The organism is Mesorhizobium sanjuanii (genome assembly GCF_002529485.1).
Taxonomy (GTDB): domain Bacteria; phylum Pseudomonadota; class Alphaproteobacteria; order Rhizobiales; family Rhizobiaceae; genus Mesorhizobium; species Mesorhizobium sanjuanii.
The window spans coordinates 1-10,816 of sequence record NZ_NWQG01000082.1; the positions used below are offsets into that span (position 1 = coordinate 1).

General features: G+C 62.3%; 13 protein-coding genes. 11 read left to right on the top strand and 2 right to left on the bottom strand.

Translation table 11 applies throughout. The features are described from left to right. The 5 genes from CN311_RS14035 to CN311_RS14055 all read left to right on the top strand — a co-directional run. Positions 1-641: PhoH family protein (locus tag CN311_RS14035; protein WP_133117176.1), on the top strand; the 641-nt coding region annotated here is incomplete at its 5' end. 17 nt (positions 642-658) lie between these two features. Beyond that, positions 659-1,165 (top strand): rRNA maturation RNase YbeY, encoded by a 507-nt coding sequence (gene ybeY / locus CN311_RS14040; RefSeq protein ID WP_097574341.1) that lies wholly within the window; start codon positions 659-661, stop codon positions 1,163-1,165. A gap of 27 nt (positions 1,166-1,192) precedes the next feature. Beyond that, on the top strand, positions 1,193-2,266 hold the full coding sequence (locus CN311_RS14045; protein WP_097574343.1) for a hemolysin family protein: 1,074 nt from the start codon (positions 1,193-1,195) through the stop codon (positions 2,264-2,266). Between the two features lie 17 nt (positions 2,267-2,283). Next, complete coding sequence (locus CN311_RS14050) at positions 2,284-2,754, top strand: VOC family protein (RefSeq protein ID WP_097574344.1); 471 nt, start codon at positions 2,284-2,286, stop codon at positions 2,752-2,754. A 157-nt stretch (positions 2,755-2,911) separates the two neighbouring features. Then, positions 2,912-3,742, top strand: coding sequence for an alpha/beta fold hydrolase (locus CN311_RS14055; RefSeq protein ID WP_097574346.1), 831 nt, complete (start codon positions 2,912-2,914; stop codon positions 3,740-3,742). Between the two features lie 64 nt (positions 3,743-3,806). On the opposite strand, the gene CN311_RS14060 is transcribed toward CN311_RS14055, so the two are convergent. Further along, on the bottom strand, positions 3,807-4,343 hold the full coding sequence (locus CN311_RS14060) for a peroxiredoxin-like family protein (RefSeq protein ID WP_097574347.1): 537 nt from the start codon (positions 4,341-4,343) through the stop codon (positions 3,807-3,809). A 217-nt stretch (positions 4,344-4,560) separates the two neighbouring features. Here CN311_RS14060 and CN311_RS14065 point away from each other — a divergent pair, with 217 nt between their 5' ends. From CN311_RS14065 to trmB, 5 genes are all read left to right on the top strand, one after another. Further along, positions 4,561-5,220: a helix-turn-helix transcriptional regulator gene (locus CN311_RS14065; protein WP_245440827.1), complete on the top strand. Its 660-nt coding sequence runs from the start codon at positions 4,561-4,563 to the stop codon at positions 5,218-5,220. Between the two features lie 145 nt (positions 5,221-5,365). Further along, positions 5,366-6,958, top strand: a complete 1,593-nt coding sequence (gene lnt, locus CN311_RS14070) for an apolipoprotein N-acyltransferase (protein ID WP_097574349.1) — start codon at positions 5,366-5,368, stop codon at positions 6,956-6,958. Between the two features lie 139 nt (positions 6,959-7,097). Continuing rightward, positions 7,098-7,517, top strand: coding sequence for a helix-turn-helix domain-containing protein (locus CN311_RS14075; RefSeq protein WP_097574350.1), 420 nt, complete (start codon positions 7,098-7,100; stop codon positions 7,515-7,517). A 351-nt stretch (positions 7,518-7,868) separates the two neighbouring features. Next, positions 7,869-9,146, top strand: a complete 1,278-nt coding sequence (gene metK / locus CN311_RS14080) for a methionine adenosyltransferase (protein WP_097574352.1) — start codon at positions 7,869-7,871, stop codon at positions 9,144-9,146. 11 nt (positions 9,147-9,157) lie between these two features. Beyond that, the gene (gene trmB, locus CN311_RS14085) at positions 9,158-9,859 is read left to right on the top strand and encodes a tRNA (guanine(46)-N(7))-methyltransferase TrmB (RefSeq protein ID WP_097574353.1); all 702 of its coding nucleotides are present in this window, start codon (positions 9,158-9,160) and stop codon (positions 9,857-9,859) included. A gap of 74 nt (positions 9,860-9,933) precedes the next feature. Here the strand turns inward: trmB and CN311_RS14090 are convergent, their stop codons facing one another. Then, positions 9,934-10,098 (bottom strand): hypothetical protein, encoded by a 165-nt coding sequence (locus CN311_RS14090; protein WP_097574357.1) that lies wholly within the window; start codon positions 10,096-10,098, stop codon positions 9,934-9,936. 329 nt (positions 10,099-10,427) lie between these two features. On the opposite strand from CN311_RS14090, the gene rimP reads away from it, so the two are divergent. Further along, on the top strand, positions 10,428-10,816 hold a 389-nt coding region (rimP, locus tag CN311_RS14095), incomplete at its 3' end, for a ribosome maturation factor RimP (protein WP_097574354.1).

Consider the following 10,816-nt stretch of genomic DNA (forward strand, 5'->3'; position numbering starts at 1 on the left):
CGCTCAACCAGGACGCCTATATGCGCGCACTGGAGCGGTCCGAGCTTGTCTTCGGCATCGGCCCCGCCGGCACCGGCAAGACCTTCCTGGCGGTGGCGCACGCGGCCATGCTGCTCGAACGCGGCATGGTCGAGCGCATCGTGTTGTCGCGCCCCGCCGTCGAGGCCGGCGAACGGCTTGGCTTCCTGCCTGGCGACATGAAAGAGAAGGTCGATCCCTATCTGCGGCCGCTCTATGACGCGCTTTACGACATGATGCCGGCCGACAAGGTCGAGCGCGCGATCGCCGCCGAGGTGATCGAGATCGCGCCATTGGCCTTCATGCGTGGCCGCACGCTGGCGCACGCCGCCGTCATCCTCGACGAGGCGCAGAACACCACGCCGATGCAGATGAAGATGTTCCTGACCCGGCTCGGCGAGAATTCCCGCATGATCGTGACCGGCGATCCAACCCAGATCGACCTGCCGCCAAACACCAAGTCGGGTCTGGTCGAGGCGCTGAGAATCCTTGACGGGGTCACTGGCATGGTGACGGTGCGCTTCAACGAAGGCGATGTCGTCAGGCACCCGCTGGTCGCCGAGATCGTCAAGGCCTACGATCGCGACGGCAAGCTGGCGCGTGGCCTGGACGCCGAGAGCTGATGTGACGATGCGGCCGCATGGCTGAAGACAGAAAGTCCGGCGACGGGGATTTTTCGGTTCCCGTCGACATCGATATCTCGGTCGAAGCGGGAGATTGGCCCGACGAGGCGGCGCTGACGCGGTTGGTCGATCGCGGCGTGCTGGCCGCCTTTGCCGAAACCGGCGTGGCCGGGCATTCCGAACTCAGCATCGTTTTTTCCGACGACGCCCATATCCGCGGTCTCAACGCCAACTGGCGCGGCAAGGACAAGCCGACCAACGTCCTGTCCTTCCCGGCTTTTCCTTTTGCCAAGGGCGGTCCGCTGCCGCCGATGCTGGGCGACATCGTGCTCGCCGCCGAGACGGTGGCGCGGGAAGCGGCACTGGAAGACAAGCCCCTGGACAACCATATCACCCATCTCGTCATCCACGGCCTTCTGCACTTGCTGGGCTACGATCACGAGACCGACACCGAAGCCGAGGAGATGGAAGCGATCGAGCGCTCAGCACTTGCGAGGCTTGCCATTCCCGATCCCTACGCGTAACTAAAAAGACCAATTGACCGGACGACGATGAACGACAAACCAGAAACTGCCGCCCGCCCCGACGCCGGCAGTGCGACCAAGCCTTCCGAAACGGCGGAAGAGGGCTCGAGTCCGAGTACCACGACCGGCAGCATCGCCAGCGAGCCATCGCCTGCCGGTCCTTCCCTGTTCGATCGCGTGCTCGGCCTGTTCAGGCAGCGCAACGGCACCAGCCTGCGCGAGGAGATCGCCGGCGCTCTCGCCGAGACGACGAGCGATGCGGAATCTTTCTCGCCCGGCGAGCGGGCAATGCTCAACAACATCCTGCGCTTGCGCGAAGTGCGCGTCGAGGACGTCATGGTGCCGCGCGCCGACATCGAGGCGGTCGAGATCACCACGACGCTCGGCGATCTTCTGGGGTTGTTCGAGCAGTCGGGCCATTCCCGCATGCCGGTCTATTCCGAGACGCTCGACGACCCGCGCGGCATGGTCCACATCCGCGACGTGCTGGCCCATATCACCAAGATCGCCCGCGTCAAGAAGGGCAGGACGACCAGGAAGACGCCGGTCGCCACGGTTCTCGATCTCGCCAAGGTCGATCTCGCACGCACCATCGGCGACCTCAACCTGATCCGCCCGGTGCTGTTCGTGCCGCCGTCCATGCTCGCCTCCGATCTCATGGCGCGCATGCAGACGACACGCACCCAGATGGCGCTGGTCATCGATGAATATGGCGGCACCGACGGCCTCGCTTCGCTGGAGGACATCGTCGAGATGGTCGTCGGCGACATCGAGGACGAGCATGACGACGACGAGCCGATGATCACCCAGACCGGCGAGGGCGTGTTCGTTGTCGATGGCAAGGCCGAAATCGATGATGTGACCAAGATGATCGGCGAGGATTTCGCCGCCGGCGAGCATGGCGAATATGTCGACACCATCGGCGGCATGATCTTCAACACGCTTGGCCGCGTTCCGGCCCGCGGCGAGGTGGTGCAGGCCATACCTGGCTTCGAATTCCATGTGCTGGATGCCGATCCGCGCCGGGTCAAGCGCGTGCGCATCGTGGAGACCCAGAAGAGCGAGCGCCGCCGCCGCGCCGCCCGCGCCGAACAGGCCTGAGGAAGCGCCGCCGCCCGATGACGGTCGACGATCCGTTCAAGCACTCAACCTTGGGCTCCGGCATATTCTACAAGGATCCGCGCGCCGCATTGATCTGGCTTGAGAAGGCCTTCGGCTTCGAGCCGGGCATGGTGGTCAGCGATGCCCACGGCAGGCTCGTCCATTCCGAGATGCGGTTCGGTGACGGCTATATCATCGTCGACTCCGAATGGGCCGATCATGTCGCCAGTCCAGCTTCGGTCGGCGGCAAGAACACGCAGTCGGTCTATGTGCGCCTCAAGGAGGGCATAGATGCCCACTGCGATCGTGCAAGGGCAGCGGGAGCCGAGATCGTCCAGGCGCCTGCCGACCAGTTCTACGGTGAACGGCAGTACAGGGCGCGCGATCCCGAAGGTCACGTCTGGACCTTTTCCCAGACCCTACGCTCCATTCCACGCGAGGAGGCCGAGCGGCTGGCCGATCTGCGGATCGAAGGCTGGCACCGATAGCGTCTCGGTCCGAATTTCAGCAATGGGGAGCGTTCTCGAACGATATGGTTGCGAACCAGTTCGTATGGACGGCTGAACACCAGCTTTGTTTGAGCATTGGATTTTCCCCCAAAACCGGTTTTTCATCTTTGAGGCCGGTGTTCCAGGAGAATATCTGATGTCGTGGAAACTCGATGAGACCGTGGAAACATCCGCGGGTGCTGTGGCGGCGGGTCGATCTGGCAGCGGGCCCGCACTCGTGCTGGCCCATGGCTGGCCGTGGTCTTCGTTCTCATGGCATCGGATTGTTCCAGACCTTGCAAGGCGCTATCGCGTCCATTGGTACGATATGCCCGGATACGGGCGATCCGGCAAAGCCGCGGAGCAGCGCACCTCACTCGATGTGCAAGGAAAAGTATTCGCCGAGATGCTCGCGCACTGGCGCCTTGAGCAGCCTATGGTCGTTGCCCACGACATGGGTGGCGCGACGACGCTGCGGGCGCATTTGCTGCATGGCTGCGACTTCGAGCGCTACGTCCTGATGAATGTCGTCGCCATGCGCCCCTGGGGATCGGAGTTCTTCGATCATGTCGGTCGCCATGTGGACGCCTTTCTGGGCCTGCCGCCGCATATCCACAGAGCGGTCGTGGAGGCTTATATCAAGGGGGCGATCGTAAATGACATCGATTCCGGAGATTTCGAGAAACTTGTCGAGCCGTGGCTTGCCGAGGAGGGGCGAGCAAGCTTCTATCGGCAATTCGCGCAAGCCGACGAAAAATACACCGCCGAAGTCGAGCCGGCGTTCGGGAATATCAGGTGTCCGGTAAAGATAATCTGGGGAAGGGACGATCCATGGATCCCGCTGGAGCGAGGCAAAGCGCTTCATGCGCTGATCCCGCAGGCATCGTTCGAAACACTGCCCGGCGTCGGTCACTTGCCTCAGCTCGAAGCCCCGGATCTCGTCCTGGAGCGGCTGAACGCATTTTTGTCACGCGACGGCGAAGACTGATGGATCGAATTTGCAAGGGCGAAATCAGTGCTAGGAGATTTCTCGGGAGTGTCAGGATTTTTGCCTACAAGGCGCCGGTGTACTCACCTCTCGCCGGATAGTCGTTCTTGATGATGAAGTCCAACGCCTGGACCATTTCCGCGAAATTGGGCCGGACGAAAGGCATCGACTGAACCGAGAGGTAGTAGATCGACTGATCAGGCCTCACCAGAAACAAGCCAGGTTCGGAGAACAACGAAGGCTCCTCGATGCCTATCGATGTCTTTCCGCGTGAGGTCGAGATGTAGAGGCCCCATTTGCGGGCTTCGTTCAATGCCAGGCCGTAGCCGATCCGCAGGTTCGCAGCGCCGATCTTCTCGGCCATCTGGCGTGCGCGCGTCTCTCCATCCGAACTGATCGCAATGGTGGTGACGCCGCGGTCGGCGAAGGCCGGGGTCTGACGCTCGAGTTCCTTGAGGTAGCTTGTGCAGATCGGACAGTGCAGACCGCGATAGAAGCAGACCAGGGCCATGCGGGCCGGCTTTTCGGCGGCGAGATCAAAGCGCCCATGGTCGAGTGTTTCGACCACCAACTCGGGAGCGGCCTGGCGGGGTACGAGCATCGCTATTCCTTTCGCGGGCAAGCCGCGCGGCCTGCACCGTTGATTGACCTGTGTCTCCACCCATGTCACATTTTGAGAGATGACATATCCAGAAAACATGATCGAAAGTCTACCATCTGCTCGGCCCGACCGATTGTCTGCCTTTTTCCAGACGTTCGATCTTTCGGTGACCCTTATCCCATCCCATGCAGAAGATGCGGCTGCCAATCTGCTTGTCATGGGGAGTTCCGACGAAAACGCGGAGGCGATCCACTTCTGCGCACGGGGCAATACGGAGCCACGGCCTTCCTGTGGGGTCCTTGTTGCCGCCGCTGTCCAGTTTGGCGGCCTGTTGAACCCGCTCATGAACGCGATGCCAGAACGGCTCGTCGTCGCCCTCGACGAGGTTCCCACTCTTCGTGCCGTCACAGTCGCCTTCGTCACCGAAGCATCGCACAGCCGATGCGGCAGGTCCGTCGCGCTCGATCGCCTGTGCGAGGTGATCGTCCTTCTGGTCTTCAGGAGGGCGATCGACCTTGGGACCACCACCGGGCCCGGGCTTCTCGCCGGGCTTTCCCATCCCACTCTCCACCGCGCCATCGTCGCCATCCATGACCAGCCTTCGCAGCCGTGGCGGATCGAGGACCTTGCCGAGATCAGCGGGATGTCGCGAAGCAGGTTCATGACCGTGTTCCCCAAAGTGGTCGGCGCGACGCCAGCCGCCTATCTGACCTCATGGCGTCTCACGCTCGGCTGCCGCGAGTTGTCGCGCGGCGGGCGGGTCAAGTCGGTCGCGCAGCGTGTCGGGTTCGGCAGCGCGGCCGCGTTTTCCAGGGCCTATTCGCGCGCCTACGGCCACCCGCCAGTGGCAATGCGCGACGCACGGAGCCATTCCTGAGCACCAGGGCAGTTATGCTGATGAGCATCGCCATGGTCGTCGGGTCGGTGCCCATTTCGCGCGTTTGCCGATGCGTCGCCGTTTGGAGCCCAGACCGCACCCTGATAAATCTTGCTTCCTGATTCGCGCGACTCGGGAAATGTGCATGGAGCGCCTGGCCGGCCGGATAATTCTGCTATGGGGTTGGCGGCGCGCACTGGTGGCGTTCCTTGCCGGGGCGCTGGCGGTTCTTGCCCAGGCCCCTTACGATTTCTTCGCCGTCTGTTTCGTTTCGTTTCCGCTGCTGGTCTGGCTGCTCGACGGCGCGACCGGCGAAGCTTCCGATGGTTGGCTCAGGCGTCTGCGGCCGGCTTTCGCCATCGGCTGGTGGTTCGGCTTCGGCTATTTCCTCGCCGGCCTGTGGTGGATCGGCCAGGCGCTTCTGGTCGAGGCTGACAGCTTCGCCTGGGCGCTTCCCTTCGCCGTGGTCGGAATTCCGCTGGCGCTCGCCTTTTTCTACGGCTTCGCAACCGTGGTTGCCCGGCTGCTGTGGAGCAACGACATCGGCCGCATCGCAGCCCTGGCCTTCGGTTTTGCCCTGGCGGAATGGCTGCGCGGCTTCCTGTTCACCGGTTTTCCGTGGAATGCAATCGGCTATGCCGCGATGCCGGTGCCCTTGCTGATGCAGAGCGTATCGGTGACCGGCATGGTCGGCATGAACGCGCTGGCGGTCTTCGTCTTCGCACTGCCTGCCCTGCTTGCGGCGCGCCGGCATGTCCGCCTGGGTGTCGCATTGCTTGTCGGCCTAGTCGCGGCCCATGTCGGCTTCGGCTATGTCAGGCTTGCCGCTCCGCAGAAGCCGGCCGAGCGGAGCCTCGATGTCCGCATCGTGCAGCCGGCCGTCGACCTCTCGGAGAAGTGGGACGCTTCGGTGCGCGACCGCATCTTTGCCACCTTGCTGGGGCTGTCGGCCAAGACGCCCGAGCCTGGCCATGACAAGCCGCAATTGATCCTGTGGCCGGAAACCTCCATGCCGTTTCTTCTGACCGAACGTCCCGATGCACTGACCGCGTTGGGAGATATGCTCGGCGACGGCCAGTTGCTGTTGGCCGGCGTTGTCCGGGAAGAAGGCGGCTCGGCGTCCAGTGCCGACGCCCGGTACTACAATTCCGTGGTGGCCATCGACGACAAGGGAGAAATCACCGATGCCGTCGACAAGGTCCACCTGGTGCCGTTTGGAGAATATCTGCCTTTCGCGGGATTGCTCGGCCGCTTCGGGCTCGAGCAGCTGGTTGCCGGGCCGATGAATTTCGCGGCCGGCAATGAACGGCATCCGATCACGCTTCCCGGCGGCATCCGCGCGCTTCCGTTCATTTGCTATGAAGTCATATTTCCCGACCTGGTAGCGGTTGACGCAACGTCAGCCGAGCTTATTGTGAACGTCACGAACGATGCGTGGTTCGGGGACACGCCTGGCCCCTACCAGCATTTCAGACAGGCGCAGGTTCGTGCGGTGGAGAACGGGGTGCCCCTCTTGCGCGCAGCCAATAACGGCATTTCCGCCGTGGTCGATCCGCGCGGACGCATCGTCGATGCGCTGGCGATTGACGCCCGCGGAGCCATAGATGTACGCGTGCCGATTTCCAATCAAGCCATCGTTTCCTCCGGCCAAAGACGCATTAACGGAATGCTGATCATGTTGCTGCTTGCCCTTGCGGCATGCGCATTGAATGTAAGGCAAAGGCTACGGGTGAATTGACAGTCGACACATTAGAAACTCATACTGTAAGCGCCTGAAATTTCTCGAAGTCGGTGTGGCGTTGTGTTGGGGCACTGCCGCCGGTTTTGTTTGGGCAAGAAAAAATAGAAAAAGCCGGAAAAATTCGGCGAGGAAAAAAATGACAGAAGAGAACAAGAAGAAGCCGAATCCTATCGACATCCATGTCGGAAGTCGTGTCCGGCTTCGGCGAAACATGTTGGGAATGAGTCAGGAAAAGCTTGGCGAGAACCTCGGCATCACCTTTCAGCAGATACAGAAATACGAAAAGGGGACCAATCGCGTCGGGGCCAGCCGCTTGCAGGCAATCGCCTCGATTCTCGGCGTGCCCGTCGCCTTCTTCTTCGAGGACGCGCCAGGGCAGGAAGCCGTGGGTAACCGCGGGTTTGCCGAAGACGCATCGATGACTTCTGCGGTCGAGTTCTGCGGCAGTCCGGAAGGTCTCCAGCTCAACCGGGCCTTCGTCAAGATCGCCGACGTGAAGGTTCGCCGCAAGATCATCGAGCTGGTGAAAGCCCTTTCCGTCGATGAAGTTGATTGATCCGGGAAGTTGATTGATCTGGCGGGCCGCTGAAAAGGTCGAAAAAAACCGGGGCGTCGTGGCGGGGCACGCAAATTCCCGCGGTCTCGGGCATTGTGGAGTTCGCCTTCCATAGACACCGCGAGACGGGATCGGTTTTGCTCGACACGCGTCCCCAGAGCCCTTTTTCTTGCGACCTGTGAAAAAGCAAGGGACGACGGCGGCGCCCTGGAGCCGTCCAGGATACGAAGATAATGGCATCGAAATTCACGCCGGGGCGGAGACCCCGCTTGACGAGCGGCGGCTGGCACCGCTAACACGTGGCGCGCCAGGATCGGCAGCCTGCCGATACTTTTTCGAGAGGGGACACCCGTGACGCGGCAGAACTACTTCTTCACCTCGGAATCCGTTGCCGAGGGCCATCCCGACAAGGTTTGCGATCGTATCTCCGACGAGATCGTCGATCTGGTCTATCGCGAGGCCAGGAAGACCGGCATGGATCCCTGGAAGGTCCGCGTCGCCTGCGAAACGCTGGCGACCACGAACCGCGTCGTCATCGCCGGCGAAGTGCGCGTCCCCGAAACGCTGCTCAAGAAGGACAAGGAAGGCAACATTCTGAAGGATGCCGCCGGCCATCCGATCGTCAATCCGGCGAAGTTCAAATCGGTCGCCCGCAAGGCCATCCGCGAAATCGGCTACGAACAGGCCGGGTTCCACTGGAAGACGGCAAAGATCGACGTTCTGCTGCATGGCCAGTCGCCGGATATCGGCCAGGGCGTCGACAATGCGTCCGACCGCCAGGGCGAGGAAGGGGCCGGCGATCAGGGCATCATGTTCGGCTATGCCTGCCGCGAGACGCCCGACCTGATGCCGGCGCCGATCTACTACAGCCACAAGATCCTCGAACTGCTGGCTGCCGCGCGGCATGAGGGCAGTGGCGATGCCGGCCGGCTCGGCCCGGATGCCAAGAGCCAGGTCACGGTCCGCTATGTCGACGGCAAGGCGGCCGAGGCAACGCAGATCGTGCTGTCCACCCAGCATCTCGATGCGAGCTGGGATTCCCAGAAGGTCCGCAAGGTCGTCGAACCCTATATCCGCGAGGCGCTTGGCGATCTCAAGATCGCAGACAATTGCAACTGGTATATCAACCCGACGGGCAAGTTCGTCATCGGCGGGCCTGATGGTGACGCCGGCCTGACCGGCCGCAAGATCATCGTCGACACCTATGGTGGCGCGGCGCCCCATGGCGGCGGTGCTTTCTCCGGCAAGGACACCACAAAGGTCGACCGCTCCGCCGCCTATGCGGCGCGCTACCTCGCCAAGAACGTCGTGGCAGCCAAGCTCGCCGACCGCTGCACCATCCAGCTTTCCTACGCCATCGGCGTCGCCCAGCCATTGTCGGTCTATGTCGATCTGCACGGCACCGGCAAGGTCGATGAGGCAAGGCTCGAGCAGGCGCTGCGCAGTGTGATGGACCTGTCGCCGTCCGGCATCCGTCGCCACCTCGATCTCAACAAGCCGATTTACGCCAAGACGTCATCTTACGGCCATTTCGGCCGCAAGGCCGGCCGTGACGGGTCGTTCTCCTGGGAGAAGACCGATCTGGCCAAGGCGCTCAAGGACGCGGTCGCCGACCCGGTTGCCGCCTAACCGCGACGCCCATGGACCCGAAAGACCGGCCAAGCCGTGCGACCGAAGCGTTTTTCGGCCGCCGGCGCGGCAAGACCATCCGCCCGCAACAGCAGGCGGCACTGGAAACCGGCTTCAGGACATACAGGCTCGAATTGACGGCGGCGCCGCCAGCCGATCTGCGCAGCCTGTTCGAAGCCGATGTCCGCGCGATCCACCTCGAAATCGGTTTCGGCGGCGGCGAGCACTTGTTGCATCGTGCGATGGCGGCCCCGGCGACGGGCTTTATCGGCGTCGAGCCTTTCGTCAACGGCATGGCCAAGATGATGATGGCGGTCAGGGAACGGCCGCTTGCCAATCTACGGGTCTACGATGACGACGCCACGCGCCTGCTCGACTGGCTGCCGCAAGCCTCGCTCGACGGCATCGACCTTCTTTATCCCGATCCATGGCCGAAGAAGAAACACTGGAAGCGGCGCTTCGTCAGTCCGCTCAATCTCGACCGTTTCGCGCGCGTGCTGAAGCTTGGCGGAAAATTCCGCTTTGCCTCCGATATCGACAGCTATGTGAACTGGACGCTGCTCAACTGCCGGGCGCATCATGCGTTCGCTTGGCAGGCCGGCGAAGCGGCCGACTGGCATCAGCCTTATGAGGGTTGGCCGGGGACGCGTTACGAGGCAAAGGCCATTCGCGAGGGCCGGCGGCCAGCCTATCTCACCTTCATCAGGGAATAGCGCCTTTTCGGAAATACCGCAGCGTGACGTTTGGACGCCCAATTGGCCCAAGCGTCAGCCGGCGGCAGGCTGCCTCAGAAGCGGCCGATCCTGTCGAAGGCGGCTGGATCCATGCCGAGCTTGCGCAGATCGTCGGCGCGCGGCTTGCGGCCAGCTTCGACGGCTCTCGACGCGGCAACGGCGCTGCCGAATGTGGTGAAGATGTCGCCAATGGCGGAAAACAGTTTACGGCTGTTCATGATATCAAACCTTTCGCGCGCCACCGCGCGCTCTTTGTGCACTGCAACATAGATAGGTGTGGGACATCTCCAATCACAGCGGTGTTACTGCATGGTCGCCCTGCGTCAGGCGCAAGGCTGCCCGTCTCCTCCTCCGTCAGTCGTATCATTGCCGGCTACCCATCTGCTGCCTGACCCACACAGGGCTTCTAAGCAGACTTGAAACGCCGGCCGGTATCGTCTATATCAGCCTCAAATTCTTGGTCGGTATGACGAAGAGTGGGTCCACCCGGTCCCGCTCTTTTTTATTACCTGCCGGCCAGTCACGGAAAAGATAGCGACAGGATCGAATGACAGCAGCGGCAAGCCAGGCCGACGACCGCATCATCCGCGAAAGCGGCATCGATGCGCGTATCGCGCTGATCGTGCAGCCGGTGCTGCGCGGCATTGGCTTCCGCCTGGTGCGGGTGCATCTGTCGGGCCAGAACGGGCTGACGCTGCAGATCATGGCCGAACGCGAGGACGGCACCATGACCGTCGAGGATTGCGAAGAGGTCAGCCGCGCGGTGTCGCCGGCGCTCGATGTCGATGATCCGATCGAAAAGGCGTATCATCTCGAAGTGTCGTCGCCCGGCATCGACCGGCCGCTGGTCCGCAAGTCGGACTTCGTCACCTGGACCGGCCATCTGATCAAGATGGAAACCTCGGTCCTGGTTGCCGAGCGCAAGCGCTTCAAGGG

Coding starts and splice junctions, on each gene's coding strand:
- CN311_RS14065 (WP_245440827.1), top strand. CDS start 4,561: ATGGGGAGTTCCGACGAAAACGCGGAGGCGATCCACTTCTGCGCACGG.
- trmB (WP_097574353.1), top strand. CDS start 9,158: ATGGACCCGAAAGACCGGCCAAGCCGTGCGACCGAAGCGTTTTTCGGC.
- ybeY (WP_097574341.1), top strand. CDS start 659: ATGGCTGAAGACAGAAAGTCCGGCGACGGGGATTTTTCGGTTCCCGTC.
- CN311_RS14090 (WP_097574357.1), bottom strand. CDS start 10,098: ATGAACAGCCGTAAACTGTTTTCCGCCATTGGCGACATCTTCACCACA.
- CN311_RS14055 (WP_097574346.1), top strand. CDS start 2,912: ATGTCGTGGAAACTCGATGAGACCGTGGAAACATCCGCGGGTGCTGTG.
- CN311_RS14060 (WP_097574347.1), bottom strand. CDS start 4,343: ATGCTCGTACCCCGCCAGGCCGCTCCCGAGTTGGTGGTCGAAACACTC.
- CN311_RS14050 (WP_097574344.1), top strand. CDS start 2,284: ATGACGGTCGACGATCCGTTCAAGCACTCAACCTTGGGCTCCGGCATA.
- CN311_RS14045 (WP_097574343.1), top strand. CDS start 1,193: ATGAACGACAAACCAGAAACTGCCGCCCGCCCCGACGCCGGCAGTGCG.
- lnt (WP_097574349.1), top strand. CDS start 5,366: ATGGAGCGCCTGGCCGGCCGGATAATTCTGCTATGGGGTTGGCGGCGC.
- CN311_RS14075 (WP_097574350.1), top strand. CDS start 7,098: ATGACAGAAGAGAACAAGAAGAAGCCGAATCCTATCGACATCCATGTC.